General features: G+C 67.5%; 7 protein-coding genes and 4 pseudogenes. 5 read left to right on the forward strand and 6 right to left on the reverse strand.

Annotated elements, in window-relative coordinates:
- Nucleotides 1–62: 62 nt before the first annotated feature.
- The 3 genes and pseudogenes from pulA to ACWDZ4_RS22575 form a co-directional block, all read left to right on the forward strand.
- Nucleotides 63–2,672, forward strand: a pseudogene (pulA, locus tag ACWDZ4_RS22565) (pullulanase-type alpha-1,6-glucosidase); the annotation flags it as partial.
- 347 nt (nt 2,673–3,019) lie between these two features.
- Nucleotides 3,020–5,599: a pullulanase X25 domain-containing protein gene (locus tag ACWDZ4_RS22570; RefSeq protein ID WP_451510196.1), complete on the forward strand. Its 2,580-nt coding sequence runs from the start codon at nt 3,020–3,022 to the stop codon at nt 5,597–5,599.
- Between the two features lie 371 nt (nt 5,600–5,970).
- Complete coding sequence (locus ACWDZ4_RS22575; RefSeq protein ID WP_451510197.1) at nt 5,971–6,162, forward strand: hypothetical protein; 192 nt, start codon at nt 5,971–5,973, stop codon at nt 6,160–6,162.
- Nucleotides 6,163–7,130: 968 nt separating this feature from the next.
- On the opposite strand, the pseudogene ACWDZ4_RS22580 reads toward ACWDZ4_RS22575, so the two are convergent.
- A pseudogene (locus tag ACWDZ4_RS22580) lies at nt 7,131–7,610 on the reverse strand (HD domain-containing protein); the annotation flags it as partial.
- Between ACWDZ4_RS22580 and ACWDZ4_RS22585 the strand changes: the two are divergent.
- A pseudogene (locus ACWDZ4_RS22585) lies at nt 7,515–8,018 on the forward strand (LacI family DNA-binding transcriptional regulator); the annotation flags it as partial. The pseudogenes ACWDZ4_RS22580 and ACWDZ4_RS22585 sit on opposite strands and share 96 nt — an antisense overlap.
- A gap of 248 nt (nt 8,019–8,266) precedes the next feature.
- Here ACWDZ4_RS22585 and ACWDZ4_RS22590 read toward each other — a convergent pair.
- The 4 genes from ACWDZ4_RS22590 to ACWDZ4_RS22605 form a co-directional block, all read right to left on the reverse strand.
- Entirely contained in the window at nt 8,267–9,871 is a 1,605-nt protein-coding gene (locus tag ACWDZ4_RS22590) for a glycoside hydrolase family 13 protein (RefSeq protein ID WP_451510198.1), read from the reverse strand.
- 95 nt (nt 9,872–9,966) lie between these two features.
- Nucleotides 9,967–10,953: a carbohydrate ABC transporter permease gene (locus tag ACWDZ4_RS22595; protein ID WP_451510199.1), complete on the reverse strand. Its 987-nt coding sequence runs from the start codon at nt 10,951–10,953 to the stop codon at nt 9,967–9,969.
- Nucleotides 10,954–10,957: 4 nt separating this feature from the next.
- A complete protein-coding gene (locus ACWDZ4_RS22600) occupies nt 10,958–11,893 on the reverse strand; it encodes a carbohydrate ABC transporter permease (RefSeq protein WP_451510200.1) in 936 nt (311 codons plus the stop codon).
- An 85-nt stretch (nt 11,894–11,978) separates the two neighbouring features.
- Nucleotides 11,979–13,214: an extracellular solute-binding protein gene (locus ACWDZ4_RS22605; protein ID WP_451510201.1), complete on the reverse strand. Its 1,236-nt coding sequence runs from the start codon at nt 13,212–13,214 to the stop codon at nt 11,979–11,981.
- Between the two features lie 366 nt (nt 13,215–13,580).
- Between ACWDZ4_RS22605 and ACWDZ4_RS22610 the strand changes: the two are divergent.
- Nucleotides 13,581–14,225: pseudogene (locus ACWDZ4_RS22610) on the forward strand (IS630 family transposase); the annotation flags it as partial.
- A 623-nt stretch (nt 14,226–14,848) separates the two neighbouring features.
- On the opposite strand, the gene ACWDZ4_RS22615 reads toward ACWDZ4_RS22610, so the two are convergent.
- Nucleotides 14,849–19,135: a discoidin domain-containing protein gene (locus tag ACWDZ4_RS22615; protein WP_451510202.1), complete on the reverse strand. Its 4,287-nt coding sequence runs from the start codon at nt 19,133–19,135 to the stop codon at nt 14,849–14,851.
- Nucleotides 19,136–19,249: the final 114 nt, after the last annotated feature.

Below are 19,249 nucleotides of genomic sequence, written 5' to 3' on the forward strand. Positions count from 1 at the left end.
CCTCGCAGGTCCTCAACGTCTACGCGGGTGACCCCAAGCCCAGCCTCGCCCCCCGGGCAGCGCACTGGCTCACCGAGGACCTGATCGCCTGGGACCTCGGCGACAAGCCGGCCGCCGGGACCTACCAGCTCGCCGCCGCCCCCGACGGCGGCCTCGCGGCGGGCGGAACCGGCATCACCGGCGGCACCATCATCCCTCTGACCCACGACCCGGCAGGACTGCCCACCGCACTGAAGGAGAAGTACCCCCACCTTGCGAAGCTCGGAGCGCTGCGGCTGCCGCGCGCCTGGGCCGCCAAGGCCCCCGATCTCCTAAAGGGCCAGGTCGCCGTCGCCGCCCTCGACCCGGACGGCACCCTGCGCACCGCGACCGGCCTGCAGACCCCCGGCGTACTCGACGACCTCTACGCCGCACGGGCGAAGAGGGCCGAACTCGGTCCCGTCTTCCGGGGCGGCAGGCCGACGCTTTCACTGTGGGCGCCAACCGCGAAGAGCGTCAGCGCCGAGCTGTACGACACGGCGACGTCCACCGAGCCGCGTCTCGTGGCGATGAAGCTCGATGCCCGCACCGGTGTCTGGTCGGTCCGCGGCGAGAAGAACTGGAAGAACACCTACTACCGGTTCGCCGTGAAGGTCTGGGCGCCCGCCGTCCTGAAGACCGTCACCAACCGTGTCACCGACCCGTACTCGCTCTCGCTGTCCGCCGACTCCCAGCTCAGTCAGATCGTCGACCTCGATGACCCGGTGACAGCACCGCGCGGCTGGAAGGACAGCCGTTCGCCCAAGGCGATCGCCGCCGGTCAGCAGCAGATCCAGGAACTTCACCTTCGGGACTTCTCGGCCGCCGACGCGCAGGTCCCCGCCGCCGAGCGCGGCACGTACGACGCCCTCACCCACCCGACGTCAGCCGGTTTCAAGCACCTCAAGGAGCTGGCGGGCTCCGGCGTCACTTCCGTGCAGCTCCTGCCCGCCTTCGACTTCGCCGGTACCGCCGAGAAGCGCGCCGACCAGGCCGCCCCCGCGTGCGACCTGCCCTCGATGGCTCCGGACTCCGAGGCACAGCAGGCATGCGTGGCCGGCACCCAGGCCACCGACGCCTACAACTGGGGGTACAACCCGCTCCACTTCACCGTGCCCGAGGGCTCCTACGCCGGTGACCCGAACGGTGCCTCGCGCACCGTGGAGTTCCGGCGGATGGTCCAGCGGCTCCACGGCGCCGGTCTGCGGGTCGTTATGGACGTCGTCTACAACCACACCGCAGCCGCAGGACAGGACCCGGCCTCTGTCCTGGACCGCATCGTCCCCGGCTACTACCACCGACTGGACGCCACCGGCACCGTCACCCGCGACAGTTGCTGCGCCGACACCGCCCCGGAGCACGCGATGATGAACAAGCTCGTCGTCGACTCCGTCACCACCTGGGCCAGGCAGTACCGCATCGACGGCTTCCGCTTCGACCTGATGGGCCTGGACCCGAAGCAGACCATGCTCGACGTCGACGACGCCCTGGCCGACCTCATCCCCCGACACGACGGCATCGACGGGAAGAACATCGCCCTCTACGGGGAGGGATGGAACTACGGGGTGGTCGCCGACGATGCCCGGTTCGTCCAGGCCACCCAGGAGAACATGGCCGGCACCGGCATCGGCACCTTCAACGACCGGCTGCGCGACGGCGTACGCGGCGGCGGGATCTCAGATGCCGACCCCCGCCGTCAGGGTTTCGCCAGCGGCCTGTTCACCGACCCGAACGGCGCCGAGGTCAACGGCACCCCGGCCCAGCAGAAGGCCCGGCTGCTGAAGGACATGGACCTGGTGAAGATCGGGCTGACCGGCAACCTCGCCGACTACTCCTTCACCACCAGCGACGGCACCCGCCGCACAGGCGCCCAGCTCGACTACAACGGCCACCCGGCCGGATACACGGCATCTCCCGGTGAGGCCGTCAACTACGTCGAGGCCCACGACAACCTGGCCCTGTACGACGCGCTGGCCTACAAGCTCCCGATCGGCACCACGTCGGCGGCCCGCGCCCGTGTCCAGGCCCTGGCCCTGGCCACCAGCACCCTCTCCCAGAGCCCGAGCATGGCCCAGGGCGGCACCGACCTGCTGCGCTCGAAGTCGCTGGACGGCAACTCCTACGACAGCGGCGACTGGTTCAACGCCATCCAGTGGGACTGCCGCGCCGGCAACGGCTTCGGCCACGGCCTGCCGCTGGCCGAATCCAACCGCGGCCAGTGGGACTACGCCAAGCCCTTGCTGGCCGACGCGTCCCTGGTCCCCGGCTGCGGCGAGATCGGTGACACCGCTGTTCAGTTCCAGCAACTCCTGAAGATCAAGAAGTCCACGCCGCTGTTCGCGCTCGGCAGCGCCGCCTCGGTGCAGAAGCGCCTGAGCTTCCCGCTCTCCGGCACGCCGGGCGAAACCCCCGGAGTCATCACCCAGCACCTGAACGGCCGCGGGCTCGACACCTACAAGTCCGTCACCGTCGTCTACAACACCACTCCGCAAGCACAGAAGCAGCCCCTGAAGGACCTGACGGGCAGTCGGCAGGTGCTGCACCCGGTCCTGGCGCAGGGCGGCGACGCAGTCGTCAAGCAGTCCACGTTCCGCGCCGACAGCGGCACGTTCACCGTCCCCGCGCACACAGTCGCCGTGTTCGTCGAGCGGTAACCAAGCCCCGGAACAGCCACCACCCAGCCCGGCAGGACAGCGATCCACCGCTGCCCTGCCGGGCCGCACGGGCATGCCCAACCACCCTGTGCACGCGGCCTACTTCCGTCACGGCAATCTCCTGCGCGACGTCTTGACTCCCCCCGCTACACACATTATTAACTTGATTTAGCAAACAGGTTAAGAGCGTGTGTCTCCGACTGTCCCGAAGGGCACGCGCACCGAAGCCGGCAGTCAACTGCCTTGCCGCACGGCCGCGCCGCCGACGATCAACCGGCGCCGCCCCACCCGCTCACGGCCCTCTGACACGGCGGTCGGAGCGGACCCCCCTTCGAGGAGGCACCTCCATGCACGGCACCTCGCACCCACCCCGGCAGCGCAGAGCCCGCACCCTGTCCGCGGCCCTCACCGCCGGAGCCCTCAGCCTCGCCCTCGTCCCCGCCCTCAGCGCTCCGGCTCAGGCCGCGGCCCCGACCGCGGTCTCCGTCCCCGGCACGTTCAACACCGAGATCGGCTGCTCGGCAGACTGGTCCACCGACTGCTCCCAGGCCCAGCTCACCGCCCGCACCGACGGATCAGGCGCCTGGTCCAAGACGTACACCCTCCCGGCGGGCAGCTACGCCTACAAGGCGGCGATCAACAAAAGCTGGTCGGAGAACTACGGAGCCAAGGCCCAGTCCTACGGCGCCGACATCCCCTTGACCGTTCCCGTCGGCGGGAAGAAGGTCACCTTCGTCTACGACCCCGTCACCCACTGGGTCACCGACGACATCACCAGCAAGATCGTCACCGTCGGGGGCACCTTCCAGTCGGAGATCGGCTGCGCCGCCGACTGGGCTTCGGACTGCCTCAAATCCTGGCTCCAGGACATCGACGCCGACGGCACCTACACCTGGTCCACCACCTCGATCCCTGCGGGCACCCATCAGGTGAAGACGGCCATCGGCCAGTCCTGGGACGAGAGCTACGGGCAGGGCGGCAGCCCCACCGGCGGCAACATCAGCTTCACCGTGCCGCGCGCCGGAGCCACCACGAAGTTCAGCTACAGCAGCACCTCACACGTGTTGAGCGTCGAGACCGAGTCCGGTGGCAACGAGCCCGCGCCCACGGACGGCACCCTCGGCGCCCTCTACACCCCGGCCAAGACGACCTTCCGCATCTGGTCCCCCGACAGCTCCCAGGTCACCGTCACCGTCGACGGCACGAGCCACACCCTCACCCCTGTGACCCTGTCCGGCTACACCGGCGTGTACCAGGCCGTCGTCACCGGCGACCTGAAGAACAAGGCGTACCAGTTCCGCGTCGGCAACAACACCGTCCGCGACCCCTACGCCGCGATGGTCAAGCCCGGCACCACCGAAGGCATCGTGCTCGACGCGGGTGCCGTCAAGCCCACCGGCGGCTCCTGGGCCCCCACCCCCGCTCAGACACAGCGCGAGGACGCGGTCGTCTACGAGATGAGCGTGCGCAACTTCACCATCGACGCCAGCTCCGGCGTGGACAGCGCCAAGCGCGGTAAGTTCCTCGGCCTCGTCCAGGGCGGCACCACCCACAACGGCGCCAAGACCGGCATCGACCACCTCAAGGAACTCGGCGTCACCCACGTCCAGCTCCTGCCGGCCTTCGACTTCAACAGCACTGTGCCGAACTGGGGCTATGACCCTGTCAACTTCAACGTCCCCGAAGAGCAGTTCTCCCAGTTCAGCGCACCCGAGGACCGCATCCGCGAGTTCAAGGACATGATCAACGAGCACCACAAGAACGGCATACGCGTCCTCATGGACGTCGTCTACAACCACACCGCCAGCAAGGACGTCTTCCAGAACATCAGCGGCAAGTACTACCACCAGACCGAGCTCTCCGGCACCGGCAACTCCATCGACGACGGCAACCCGATGGTCAGCCGCATGATCCGCGACAGCCTCGAACAGTGGGTGAAGAACTACAACCTCGACGGCTTCCGCTTCGACCTCCTTGGCGTCCACCAGTACAAGAACGTCGACAACTGGGCCAAGCACCTCCAGGCCACCTTCCCCGACCGCATGCTGCAGATCCACGGCGAACCCTGGAGCGGCGGCGTCAGTGACCCCCTCGAATCCCAGAAGGTCCGCTACGGCACCGTCCCCGCGCTGGCCGACGCACACGTGGGAGTCTTCAACGGCGCCTACCGCGACGCCGTCAAGGGCGGTACCCGCGACCAGAACCTCGGCTACATGGGCGGCTCTGCCTCCAACGCGGCCGCCGTCGCCACCGGCATGCGAGGCTCACCTCTCGCGGTGAAGAGCACCAGCCCGCTGTCCGATCCCTGGAGCCCGGCCTTCGCCCACGACCCCGAGCAGAGCATCAACTACGTTTCCGCCCACGACGACCTCAACCTCTGGGACAAGATCACCTACTCCGGCGTCACCGGAGGCTCCGCCGGGCGCGCCGGTCAGATGGACCGCTTCGGCACCGGCATGATCCTCACCTCCCAGGGCATCCCCTTCATCCACGAAGGCGACGAATTCCTCCACTCGAAGGTCGTCAACGGCGACTACGAAACGGCCAAGAACTCCTACGAGGCCGGAGACAGCGTCAACGCCATCCAGTGGGGCGAGAAGATTGCCAACTCAGCGACCTTCACGTACTACAAGGACGCCATCGACCTGCGGAAATCCACCCCCGCCCTGCGCCTGGCCTCCTGGGACGCGGTCAGCAACCAGACCAGTACCACCGTCAACGGCCAGGTCGTCACCTCTGCGATCAGCTCCAACGCCGCCGCCCCCACCAGCTACGACACCGTCGTGGTCTACAACCCCACCAACAACTCCTCCACGGTGAACCTGCCCGCCGGCTCGTGGAAGAAGATCCTCGACACCACCGGCAAGGTCGACGCCACCGGCAACACCGCCGGCAGCCTCGCCGTCACCGTCTTCAAGAAGAACTGAACCACCGCATCACCCATGCGCCCCGCTGCCGAAAACCGGCAGCGGGGCGCAGCGCAGTTCCCGCCAGCTGCTTGCCGAAACCGGTGGGCGCTATCGCGCCGGAGCTTGCGGCGAACGGCATGAGTGCCATCGCGCCCCCGGATCAGACCTGCTCACCTCAACGCTTCGGTGCAGGTACGGTCATCGCTCCAGTGGCTCGGCCGAGACCCCGCCTGGCCGCGAGCGGGAAATCAGAACTGGCCCCTGACACTGGGGTTCTCGCTGGCGTCAGTGCAGATGATGCCTTCGGTGTGCACGTGCAAAGCGCGTGACGTGGGACGTCTTCCCCTGAAGGAAGTGACAGGTCGATGGGATACGGGAAGGATCAGATCATGAACAGCGCAGAGATATCTGAGGATCCGCCAATCTATGGCCAGCTGGTCCGGGAGCGCGGTGATGTGCTGGCCGAGACCCGGAAGGTGGCCGAGCAGACGAGGCTCCAGGCGCGGCAGGCACTGGACTGGAGTGCCGTGCGGGATTCCCAGCGAGAGAGGGAAGTGCGGGCCTTCTCTGCGTTCGGCTGAGCAATTCCACCTGCAACGGAGCGGTGATCGAGAGTGCCGATCCCACCAGCCGCCCCGAGGGCTTCATCCCGCGCCTGTCCAGCATCTACCGAGCCCTGGCCGAGCACGAGAAGCACACGGCATATCCCGAAGCGGTCCAAGCCTCATTCCCCGCCGGGCTGCCGGGGGTGTTCTCGGCCAGATGGCGGGGAGCATGAGCCAATGATCCGCACACCACATCGTGCCGTGGGGTCCCGTCCTGAGACCGGGCAGTAGAGATCAAGTGAGTCTACTGCGCCGACGGCGTTGTTCAGTGCTTGGAGTTCGGGTGACGGGGGCGCGTTGGTCCAGGCTCGCCAGCAGCGTTGCAGGGTGGTCCAGGGCAGGCCCGGATCGGCACGTCAGCTTTCCATGCCCACCCCTTCGCGAGGCCCGATTTCTTTACCAGTCGATCGGCCAGTGTCTGGTCGACTACGTCCTGCACATGAAGAACCAGGTACTTACGCCGGCGCAGGTGAACGCCAAGGTGAGCGCCTTTCGCACCGCGGGCACGACGTTCCAGGACACGGTGTCTGCCGGCTGGAAAGGCTACGACGCTCTCGGGTTCCGGCCCCGCCGTGCGCTCGGCGGGGCCGGACCTGTTGGTGCGCTGGGACAACCCGGTTCTGGCAGGTGTCGCACAGGTGCGGGTGTGACTGGCGATACCGCCAGTCCCGGGAGTCGATCCGCTTCCACCGGTCGTCGGTGAACCTCTGCCCGCAGTCCACGCACACGCGCCACCGCGCCTCCCGTTCCACGGTAATCCGCTCCTCATGGCGGCGTTCCTCTTCCCGGGCGGATTGGCGACGGCGACTACTCGTCACACGTAACTGCGGCCCCCTCGACCAGCCGCGTCTCTCGCCCTCATCGATGAGGCGTCGCCCGGCCTTCCACAACGCCGAGGAAGCATCACCGATTACAGCCTTGCGGGCCCGGACATCGTCGGCGGTGACGCCTGGAGTGCGCCACGTGCCACCGCGGGCCATCCAGTTGAGAAGAAGTGGCTGCAGCCGGTCCATGGCCTTGGCGAATTTGGCTTCGGGAGTGCGGCGTTCCTCGAACTCATCCCAGAGGGTTCGCATGCGCTGGGCTTGGTCCGTCGGAAGCAGTGTGAAGAGTTCGTCGGCCGCGACGGCTTCCCGCTCCCGCTGATCGATACCCGCGCCACTGTCGTACAGGGGAGTGTCGCCCGCGTAGATCTCCACGAGATCATGCAGGAGGACGAGCTGAATCGTGCGCCCTACGTCGATGGGTTGGTCGGAGTGCTCGGCGAGGATCACGACCATCATCGCCAAGTGCCATGAGTGCTCCGCGTCGTTCTCACGGCAGTCTGCCGCGATGAGGGGCGACTGGCGGCCGAGCGCCTGCTCGAACGCGGCTGTCGGCGTATCGTGACCATTACGGGGCCCCTGGACCTGCCCGCGGCCCAGGACCGGTTGGCCGGTTTCCGGGACACCATAGCGCGCCATGGCCACCCCTACCTCCCCATCGCCGAGGGCGGGTTCACGCTCGACAGCGGTGCGGCGGCGATGGCTCGCCTGTTGGCCGAGCACCCGGACACCGACGGCGTGTTCGCGGCCAACGACCTGATGGCGCAGGGAGCCTGCCAGACATTGCGGGAGCACGGTAAGCAGGTGCCGGACGATGTGGCGGTGGTCGGCTTCGACGACTCCGTGACGGCGACCACCTGCCGACCGCCGCTGACCACGGTCCGGCAGCCGATGGAGGAGATGGCGGCCGCGATGGCGCGGCTCCTCCAGGAGCACATCGAGGGAACCCGCACCGAGCCCACCTCGGTGATCTTCGAACCGCAGCTGGTGCTTCGCGACTCGGCGTAGACCTTTTCCCGTGTCGGTAGCCGAGCCACGTGAGTCTCGCCCCAAACCACACGGCAGCCCTCCGCGGTCGGTTCCTCTATGCGGCCGCCCAAGTCGGGAATATGGGCCGAGCCCGTTTCGCTCCTCGTCGGGAAGGTGCGGAACGGGCTCGGGCGGCAGGTGGGGTCGGAGGGTCAGGGCAGCCGGTAGTCAGGCCCCAGAGCCGCGCCCTCCTGCGGGCGCGCCTGGTCGTCGCCGGGGCCGGGACGTCAGGCGCGCAGCCAGACCGCGGTGTCCCGCGGCAGCCGGCCCTCGCCGTCGAGCGGGCCGCTCCCCAGGAGCAGTTCCCGGTGCGCCGGGAGGGCGGCGGGACTGTCCGACAGGTTGACGACACAGATCAGACCGTGCGTCCGTGCGAAGGCGAGGACGCCGTCCGCCGCGGGCAGCCAGGTCATCGGGCCGTCACCGAAGCCGTCCGAGGACCGTCGCAGCCCCAGCGCCCGCCGGTAGAGCGTGAGCATCGACTCCGGGTCGGTGCTCTGCCGGTCGACGGCGTAGGAGGGCCAGCCCGCGGGCTGGGGCAGCCAGGGCTCGGTGAGCGCCCCGAAACCGGCGTACGGGGAGTCCGCGGTCCAGGGCAACGGGATCCGGCAGCCGTCCCGCCCCGGGTCGGTGCCTTTGGAGCGGAAGTGCATGGGGTCCTGGATCCGGTCGAGCGGGATGTCCGCCTCGGGCAGTCCCAGCTCCTCCCCCTGGTACAGGTAGACCGACCCCGGAAGCGCGAGGGTGAGCAGGGCGGCGGCGCGGGCGCGGCGGGTGCCGAGAGCCAGATCGGTGGGCGTACCGAAGGCCTTCGCGGCGAAGTCGAACCCGGTGTCCACGCGGCCGTAGCGGGTGACGGTCCGCGTCACGTCGTGATTGCACAGCACCCAGGTCGCCGGGGCACCGACCGGGGCGTGTTCGGCCAGCGTGTCGTCAATGGCCTGCCGCAGCCGACCGGGATCCCAGGGGCAGGTAAGGAAGTTGAAGTTGAAAGCGGTGTGCAGCTCGTCGGGGCGCAGATACCGGGCGAAGCGTTCGGCGTCGGGCAGCCACACCTCGCCGACGAAGACGGCGCCGTACTCGTCGGCGATGGCGCGCCAGGCCCGGTAGATGTCGTGGAGCTCGTCCTGGTCGATGTACGGGTGGGGGTCGATGCCCTCCTCGAAGTCGGCGAGGGCGGGGTCTTTGGCGAGCAGGGCGGCGGAGTCGATCCGTACGCCGGCGACACCGCGCTCGAACCAGAAGCACAGTACGTCCTCATGCTCCCGGCGGACTGCCGGGTGGGCCCAGTTGAGGTCGGGCTGCTCGGGAGTGAAGAGGTGGAGGTACCACTCGCCGTCCGGGACCCGGGTCCAGGTGCGGCCCGAGAACTGGGAGGGCCAGTTGTTGGGCGGCAGCTCGCCGTGTTCGCCCCGGCCGGGCCGGAAGTGGAACAGTTCGCGCTCGGGGCTGCCGGGTCCCGCTTCCAGGGCTGCCCGGAACCACGCGTGCTGGTCCGAGACGTGGTTCGGGACGATGTCGACGATGGTCCGGATGCCGAACCCGCGGGCCTCGGCAATCAGCTTCTCGGCCTCGGCGAGGGTGCCGAAGGCGGGGTCGACGATGCGGTAGTCGGCGACGTCGTAACCACCGTCGACGAGAGGCGAGACGTACCAGGGTGTGAACCACACGGCGTCGACGCCGAGTTCGGCGAGATAGGGCAGTCGTGCCCGGACGCCCGCGAGGTCCCCGGTGCCGTCGCCGTCACCGTCCGCGAAACTTCGGGGGTACACCTGGTAGATGACGGCGTCGCGCCACCAGTCTTCGGTGGGGGATGAGTGAACAGCTGCCACGGGACGGTCCTTTCGGGCAGGTGGGACTCCGCCGCCGGCCTGAGCGGGGACATGGACAGGTAGTCCGGCGGCGGAGTGCTTTGCGGAGGGCGCAGTCAGCCCTTGAGGCTGCCGACGGTGAGGCCCGCCATGATGCTGCGCTGGAAGAAGAGGAACACGATGATCATCGGGACGCTCGCGATCACCAGGCCGGCCATGGTCTGGTTCTGCGTCACCGCTCCCGCGGTCTGGGACAGGCCCACGCTGATCGTCATCTTGCTGCTGTCGGGAAGGACGAGCAGCGGCCAGACGAAGTCCTTGAAGACCATGACGACGGTGAAGATGGACACCACGCCGAGGATGGGCCGGGAGATGGGCAGGATGATCGATACGAGGACGCGCCACGGAGGTACGCCGTCGATCTCGGCCGCTTCGAGCAGCTCGTTCGGAATCGAGTCGAAGAAGCGCTTCAGCAGGAAGATGTTGAAGCCGTTGGCGGCCACGGGAAACCAGATGGCCCAGGGCGAGTTGAGCAGGTGCCAGCCGAAAATGGGCACATCGGTCACCGTGATGTACGCCGGAATCATCACGACGATCGGCGGGATCATGAGCGTGGCCAGCATGGCCCCCAGGATCACGTTGCCGAACATCGGCCGGAGCTTGGACAGTGCGTATGCGGCGGTGACGTCCACCGCGAGCGCGAAGAGCCATGCGCCGACGGCGTAGAACAGCGTGTTCTTGAGCAGCAGCCCCATGTCGAAGAGTCCCCAGGCATCGGCGAACACGGAGAAGTCCGGCGCCTTCGGGAACAGGGAGGGCGGCATCTGGGCGATCTCCTCGCCCGTCTTCATCGCCCCGGTGACCATCCAGTAGAGCGGGAACACGAACACCAGGGTGAACACGACCAGGACGGTGGCGAGCAATGCCCAATATATTCTCCGGCCCCAGCGGGACTTCAGCTCCAGCGGGGAAATGATGGTTCTGGCATGGCCCTCGGCCCACGCACCGCGACGCTTCGTCTTGCTTCTGCTCCTGCGCTGCGGAGCCGGCTCCACCGCCTTGTCCTCATCTGCCGTTCTGAGACGGGCAGTTGTGTTCAGCATGGGCCTACCTCTTCTCGTCGCGCGTCAGCCGGAGCTGAACCGCGGCGACTGCCAGAAGGATGATCATGAGCATTAGGCCGAGTGCGCTGCCGGCCCCGTAGTTGCCGCCGTAGACGAAGGCGTACTGGTACATCAGGTAGGCGACGGTGACCGTCGCGTTCTCCGGCCCGCCGCCCGTGAGCATGTACGGCTCGATGAACACCTGCATCGTGGCGACGATCTGCAGCATCAACATCAGCAGCAGGATCAGCCGCGTCTGCGGGACCGTGACATGCCAGATCCGCTTGAAGATGCCGGCCCCGTCGAGTTCCGCCGCCTCGTACAGGTCACCGGGGATGTTCTGCAGAGCCGCCAGGTAGATCAGCACCCCGGACCCGAGGTTCATCCAGGTGGAGACGATCACCAGCGAGATCAGCGCGGTGTCGGTGGAGTCCAGCCAGGCCAACGTCGGCAGCCCGACGAAGTCGAGCACCTGGTTGAACAGCCCCGGACCGGGATCGTAGAACCAGCGGAACAACAGGACCGACACGATCGGCGGCAGCATCACGGGCAGATACACCACGAACCGGAGATACGCCCGAGCGTGTCGCAGTTCGTTGAGCACGATCGCGACGGCGAAGGGCACGATGTAGCCGCACAGCAGGGCCAGCAAGGTGAAGGCCAAAGTGTTCCGCCAGGCCTGGCCGAACGCGGGATCCTCCACCACTGTACGGAAGTTGTCCAGGCCCACCCAGGTCGGCTCGTCGACGAGGTTGGTCTGCTGGAAGCTGAGGATGACTTCCTTGATGATCGGCCACCACGCGAACATCGCGAAGCAGAACAACGCCGCGCACAGAAATCCATAGGCGGTCAGATTGTTCCGCACCGCCCGACGGCGTTGCGACGGTGGTCTACGACGCGGCGCGAGCTGCCGCTTCGGCTCCATGGTGAGTGTTTCCATCGTGATCTCCAGTTCCCGGCTCTGGCTCCGACGCGGAACCGATGCGGGGTGCCGCCCTCTGGACGGCACCCCGGGACCGTCGCTGTCAGCCCTGGGCCAGAATCGTGTTCGCCTTGGTCTCGGCGTCCGCGAGCAGCTTGTCGATGTCGGCGTTCTTCCGCGTCAGCACCGCGGACATGGCCACGTCGAGCACTGCGTATAGTTCCTGGGCCTTCGCCGGCTCCAGCTTGGGAGCGACTCCGGCCGCGGCATCGGCATAGAACGTGTAGTTCTCGGTCGGCAGGACGGCGTTCGCGTCGCGGTCCTTGGCGATGGCCTTGCCGGTCTGGGAATCACCCATGTAGTCGTTGTTGGGGACGCCCACAGCCTCGCCGTTGGCCTTGCCCCGGGCGTAGTCGTGGCGGCCCTTGCCTGGCGTATTGAACTGGAAGTCGATCCACTGCATCGCCGCCTTGGTCTGCGCGGCGTTCGCCTTGGGGTTGATCATGTAGGCCTCGCCGCCGGTCAACGACGCCTTGCCCTCCGGCACGCCCGTGATGCCATAGGCGTCGACATTCCCCTGGAACTTCTGGACCAGGTCGGTGACGACGTCCGGCGCCCCGAGCATCATGCCCGTCTTGCCTGCCGCCATCTGCTGCATCAGCGCCTCCCAGCCGATCAGCACCCTGCTGCCGACGCTGTCGTCCTCCCAGCGCATGTCGTGCAGGTTCTGCAGCACGGCCTTGCCCTCGGAGCTGTTGAAGGCGGCCTTGTCTTCGACGACCATTTCGCCGCCGCGGCTGAAGATGGACTGCGCGAAGTGCCAGCCGCCGACGTTGCCGCCGCCGTACTCGCCGTAGCCGACATAGCCGTCGCCCAGGTCAGCGATCTTCTTCGCCGCGGTACGAACCTCGTCCCAGGTCTTGGGCGGGTTGTCGGGGTTGAGACCGGCTTCGGTGAACAGCTTGCGGTTGTAGACCAGGCCGACGCTGTAGCTCACGTTGGGAACGCCGTAGACCTTGCCGTCCTTGGTGACCATGTCCCTGACGTCCTGCTTGATGTCGCCGTGGTTCTTCACCAGGTTGGTCACGCCGGTGATGTCCTTTGCCTGCTTCTTGGCTATCACGTCGGCGTAGTTGGTAACGGGCACCATGAAGACCGTCTCCATCTGCCCGCCGGCCAGCTTGGCGGCAAAGGTCTTCGGGTCGAAGCACGGTTGCTGGTCAGTGCTGTTGACCTTGACGCCCGGGTGCGCCTTCTCGAACGTGGCGACGTCGTCGTTCCATGCCTTGCGCTGCTTCGCCGCGGTCTTCGCCGGCTGACACGCAACAGTGATCGTCACGTCTCCTGCATTGGAGTCCGATGAGTCACTGCCGCAGGCCGCGAGGCTGAGTACGAGGCCTGCGGTCAGAAGGATCGGGAGGTTACGGAACTTCATTACGGCTCCTTGGAGGTGACGCCCAAGCACTGCCCTGATTGTTGCGCAACGATAAGACGACTTACAGATGCGCGCAATATTTCGATCCATAGTTGCAAGATTAAGACTGCATCACGGCGCCCTGCGATGACGGCTCGTCGCGCTGAAGCACGGAAACGCTGACCAACGGGGACGCTCAGACAGGCCAACTGCGGCGGGGCAGCGGGGCACGGGGTGTGACGCACGGTTCGAGTGCCGCGCCAGGCGGCGCGTTGCCGTCATTCCGTCCGGGTGGCGATACGAGTGCGCGTCCGTGAGATCGGCGACGATGAGGGGCGGCGGCTGCTGCGGGTTGTCCGCAGGGGCGCCGGGCCGGTGGCGACCTGGCGGCGGGCCCAGATGGCACTGCTGTCCGCGCAGGACATACCGGCGGCAAAGATCGTCGAGGCGTCGTTCACCAGCGACGACCGTGTCAGAGACGTGATCCACAACTTCAACACGGACGGCTCCGATTCGCCGTGTCCGAAGTACAGGGGAGGCCGGCCGAAGAGATTCAGGCCGCCTGAGCACCGCGAGATCAAGAAGATCGCCAAGTCCGAACCCACCGAGCACGACCTGTCGTTCCCGGCCTGGAGTCCGACCAAGCCGACGGACTTCCTGGTAGTCGAGGGGGTGGCCGACGGCATCAGCCACGAGGGCCTGCGCATCCCGCTCCGGAAGGAAGGCGTCTCGTTTCAACGCCTGAAGACCTGGAAGACCTCCCACGATCCGGGCTGCGCGGCCCAGAAGGCTCACGTCGAGCACCTTCATGCGATCGCCGACGGCGAGGTCACACCCGATGGCGGCGAACCTGAAGTCATCTTCTGCGTGGACGAGTTCAGGCCCCTCAACCTGATGCCGCACCCGGGCACTTCTCATGGGTGGTCCCCTTCGGGCATGAACATGGAGGTCGCCCCACCGCCGGTGCGATGCAGGGCGCGGCACACTCAACCACTACCAACAAGTGAACGCAATATCTCGCGCTCATTTCGTAATTGCTTGACAGATGAGTGAGGTTCACCGTGGATCACCGCTCATGAATGGAACAGGCCGGGCGGTCGAGCCCGGAGGTGCCCCGGAGAGCGGAAATCGCTGGACGTCGGGCACTGCGGGTTGTCGACTCCCAGGGCGGGGGTTCTTTCCACCTCGCATTCGCCGAGGGACCGGCGCAGCGCGGCCCGAGGCGGCGTGTCACGGCGCGCTTGCGGACGGCCGCCCAAGAAGGCGGGGTACTGGCGGAGATGACGGGGCCGCGCCCGCGTACGGTGCGGCCAAGAGGCCCACGAGGGACCCCAGCAACCTAGTACGCCTGTGGATGCCTCGTGGCGACCGACGGTCGCTCCGGGGCCGACGGTCGCTCCGGGGCCGGTGCGGGCTTCGAGCGAGCGGCAGGGACGCCTGGACGGTCGGGGGCGGGACCGCGCAGCCGGGCCTCCGGAACGCATGAAAGGTCAGCGCAAGCCTCGCAAGCGGCTTGCGCTGACCTCGTCATGCCCTGGCCCTCCCCGGTACGGGGTGGGTCACGGGTTGACGTTGATCTTGAAGGTGGATGTGGTGTTGCGGATGTCCACTGCGTTGTTGTTCAGCTCTAGGCCATTGAACGTCACCTCACCCACGGCGGGCCCCTGTCCCGATTCGGGTCCTTCGTTGGCCCAGAGGCCGAAGCCCGACTTGGTGTCGTAGGCGTCGCCGCTCTTGCGGGCACCGGTGATCGAGATGTCGCTGAAGACCGTGTCCTTGATCGGGAATTGGGGCTGGCCGCCCACGTAGTTCGTCTGGAACATGACCCCGCTGTACGTCGGGTCGACGATGTCCACGTGGCTGACCCTGATGCCCTGGAAGACCTTGGAGGCCGAGAACACCCAGATGCCCGGGAAGGTCTGCGAGCCCCAGAAGTGCCCGCCGGCCCGCACGATCGAGATGTTCTCGAGGTGCGTCGGATCGGTCCCGAAGCCGTTCATCGGGTAGCCGAAGTCCAGCGAGGAGATCGTGATTCCGGAGTAGACGAGCGTGTCCGCGATGTGGATGTTGCGGAAGGTGTTGGCGTAGCCGCCGTAGACGGCCACACCCGCGGCCCGCCAGGTCAACGTGGAGGTCAGGTTCTCGTAGACGTTATTCTTCATGTCGGCGCCACCGGCGTCGATCGCCGAGAACAGCGCGAAGCTGTCGTCGCCCGTGGCCCTGGCGTCGTTGTTGGACACGAGGTTGTCCGTCGAGCCGTTGGTCATGTTGATGCCGTCGGCGAACATGTTGCGGATCCGGGAGTTCCTGATCGTCATCCGGTCGGTGTTGGCGCCCCAGTAGAGGCACACCATGTGCTCGGTCCAGATGTTGTCGATCACGATGTCCGAGACGTTGGCGAAATCAAACACCTTGCCCGGACCGTCGATCCGCGAGGTGTAGTTGCCGAAGTAGGCGAAGCCGGAGAACGACGACCCCTTCGACGACGCCTCCGCCCGGAAGCCCACGTCGGTGTTGTCCTGCGTCGAGGGCGCGTGGAACTTCGTGTACCACGGACCGGCGCCGGTCACCTTCACGGCCTTGCCGTACACCTGGAACTTGCTCGCCGTCTGGTAGTCGCCCGGCGGCAGGTAGACACCGACGAGTTTGCCGGTGGTGTCCATCCGTACCCTGTCCAGCGCGTCCTGGACGTTCTGGTGGGTGAAGCCGGCCGGCACCGTGTAGGCGGCCGGGTCCGGGTTGGCGATCGGCGCGACCTGTTCGAAGTTCACGAAGTCGATCGCGTACGTGGAGGTGTTCGCGGCGTCCTTCTGCAGCCGGATCTTCGCTCCGGCGGGAACCGTCTCGCCCAGCATGAGGTGCGCCTCGTCGTAGATGTGGCGCGGGGCGCCCGATCCCGGCGCGTTGCCGGGTGCGGTCTCGGCGCCGTACAGCCAGGCGTACTTCGACGTCAGCGGGAGCGCCTTCTTCATCACCCCGTTGACGTAGACGTTGATCGTGGAGTCGATGCCGCCGCCGCCCGGGGCGTCCGGGATCGAGAAGCGGGTCACCAGGGTGTTGGTGGAGGCGCGGGTGGTGAACTCGACGTACTCACCCGTGGCGTCGAGCTTGACGGCCTTACGTCCGGACGCCTCACCCGCGATGTCGCCGACCGTCCGGTTGGGCCCCATGACCTGGGCGCCGCCGCCAGCCGTGCCGTCCTCCGCCTCGTACATGTCGTACGGCATGTTGGCGCCGCGCCCGACGAACAGGGGCTGGGTGGAGGTGTTGTTCTCGCGCTTGACCGGCAGCTCATTGGCGTCGTCGGCCAGGACGACCTTGACGGTGTACGAGCCGTTGGCCGCCGTCCACGGGCCGAGGCCGACGTCGGCCGACGAACCGGCGGCGATGGCGCCGGTGTGCGCGCCGGTCAGGGTCTTGACCGTGTCGCCCTTGGAGTCGACGAGGGACAGCGTCACGCCGTGGCTCCCTGCGGCACTCGCCACGGTTCCCTGGTTCTTCAGCGCCACCTTGAAGGAGACGGTGTCCCCGGCCGCCGGACTGGACGGCGAGGTCGTCACCGAGGCGGTGACCAGGTCCGAACTGGAGACGGGCTTGACGACCAGCGCGGTGGGGCTGGTGAAGGTGTTGTTGGACTCGTTCTGCTCGATGACCGCCTTCGCCTCGTCGGCGACCGCGCTCAGCTGGTACGAACCGGCGTCGCGGACCCCGATGGAGGCGCTGACCGTGGTCTGCGCTCCTGCCGCGAGCGCCCCGGCCTGGGCGGTGGCGACCTTGGTGCCGCCGAGCCGCAGGGCGACGGTGCTGGCCGGCGCGGCGGCGGTCCCGCTGTTGCGGACGGTGGCCTTCACGGTGATCGCGTCCGACTCGACGGGAGCCGCGGGCGTCGTGGTCAGGTCGGTGACTTCGAGGTCCGAGTTGGGTGCCGGAACACCGATGACCTGGAGCTCGGCGAGCTGCCCGGCGGAGGAACCGGAGTTGGCGGTGAACTTGAGCTGGACGTCGGCGACGCGGCCGGAGACGGGGACGGTGACGCTGTTGCCGCTCGCGGGATCGAACGTGTAGCTCTTCGCGGCGACCAGGCCGGTGAAGCCCGAGGCGCTCTGTTCGCGGCCGAGGACCTCGATCGTCTGGGTCCGGGTCGACCAGGAGCCGGCGGGGTTCAGCTTGAGCACCAGGCGGTCGAGGTCCGCGTTCGAGCCCAGCTTCGTGGTGAGAGTGGTGGGGTAGCTGCCCGCCGCGCCCTCCCAGTAGGTGGCCGTGTTGTTGTCGTTGGCGTTCTCCGCGACGAAGGTGTGGACCGAGGACGAGGCGCTGATCTGCTTGCCGACCGCGAGGTTGGAACCCGCTCCGCCGCTGCCGTTGCGGGTCACGGTGTTGCTGTTGCCGGACTGGTTTCCGGCCGCGTCCTTGGCGCGGACGTGGTAGGTGACCGTTGCGGTGGCCGGCTGGGTGTCGGTGTAGGTGGTGACGTTGCCCGCGACACTGTCCCGGAGCATGTTGTTGGCGTAGATGTCGTAGCCGGTGACGGCCGTGTTGTCCGAGGAGGCGTTCCAGGCCAGCTTGATCTGACCGCTCGCGGGCTCGGTGAGGGCCAGGTTCGTCGGCGCGGTGGGCGCCTGCGTGTCTCCGGTGCCGGCGCGCCGGGTGACGGTGCTGCTGTTGCCGGACTGGTTTCCGGCCGCGTCCTTGGCGCGGACGTAGTAGGTGACCGTCTGGTTCGCGGGCCGGTTGTCGGTGTAGGTGGTGACGTTCCCGGCGACGCTCGTGAGCAGGGTGTCGTTGGCGTAGATGTCGTAGCCGGTGACGGCCGTGTTGTCCGAGGAGGCGTTCCAGGTCAGCCTGACCTGGCCGGTGGCGGGCTCGGTGTACGCGAGGCCGGACGGGACGGTCGGCGCTTGAGTGTCACCGGTCGTCGGCCCGTATACCTCGAACTCGGATATCTGCGCGGCGGGCTGCGCGCTGTTGGCGGTGACCAGGACACGGACGTAGCGGGTCGTGGTCGCGTCGAAGGTGATCGTCGCCGAGCGGTCGCTCTCCGCGTCGAAGGTGTACGCCCGGGAGGCCGTCAGGTCGGTGAAGTCCGTGCCGTTCGCGCTGCCCTGGATCTTCAGGGTCTGGCTGCGGGCCTCCCACGTGGCCGGCAGGCGCAGGACGACGCGGTCGACGCGGACGGAGGAGCCGAGGTCGGCTCTGAGCCACTGGGGGAGGTCGTTGTTCCTGCTCTCCCAGTAGGTGGCACGGTTGCCGTCGTTCGCCTGGGGTGCGCTGTAGACCTCGGTGTGGCTGCTCGCGGTCAGGGTCCGGCCGGCAGCCAGGTTGGCCGACGACCCGTCGGCCGCGTGCACTTCGAGTTCCGAGAGCTGGGCCGCCTCCCAGCCGCTGTTGGCGGTGATGTTGATCCGGACGAACCGCGTCTGGGTGGCCGGGAAGGACACGGTGACGGTGTTGCCCGCGCCCGGGCTGAAGGTGTACGGGGCGGAGTTCTTGAGGGTGGCGAAGCTGGTCCCGTCGGCACTGCCCTGGACGGAGAGCGTCTGGCTGCGGCTCTCCCAGCCCGCCGGCACCTTCAGCACGACCTCGTCCACGCGCGTCGTGGTGCCGAGGTCGGCCTGCACCCATTGCGGCAGGGTGGTACCGGAGCTCTGCCAGTAAGTACCCTGGTTTCCGTCGGTGATGTTGCGCGCGCCGTACTCGCTGTGCCCGCTGCTCGCCGCTGCCGCATCACCCAACGCGATGTTGGGTCCCCCGGCGGCCCGGGCGGTCACCAGCGGACCTCCCAGCGCCAGGAGGCTCGTCACGATCACGGTGCTCATGCTCCGTGATCTCCAGTTTCTGATTCTCATCTGTCCCCGATCTCGGCCTCGCGCCCATCGGCGTCGAGACGCGGCTCAGTCGGATAAGTACGTAAGAGAACGCGTAGTCGCGCGCGGCCCCTGCCCCGGCCGTGGTGGCGGCCG

It is taken from the genome of Streptomyces sp. NPDC003016 (genome assembly GCF_053591455.1).

Excerpts from the sequence above, each read along its gene's own strand:
- ACWDZ4_RS22570 (WP_451510196.1), top strand. The coding sequence starts at position 3,020 with ATGCACGGCACCTCGCACCCACCCCGGCAGCGCAGAGCCCGCACCCTG.
- ACWDZ4_RS22575 (WP_451510197.1), top strand. The coding sequence starts at position 5,971 with ATGAACAGCGCAGAGATATCTGAGGATCCGCCAATCTATGGCCAGCTG.
- ACWDZ4_RS22595 (WP_451510199.1), bottom strand. The coding sequence starts at position 10,953 with ATGCTGAACACAACTGCCCGTCTCAGAACGGCAGATGAGGACAAGGCG.
- ACWDZ4_RS22600 (WP_451510200.1), bottom strand. The coding sequence starts at position 11,893 with ATGGAAACACTCACCATGGAGCCGAAGCGGCAGCTCGCGCCGCGTCGT.
- ACWDZ4_RS22615 (WP_451510202.1), bottom strand. The coding sequence starts at position 19,135 with ATGAGAATCAGAAACTGGAGATCACGGAGCATGAGCACCGTGATCGTG.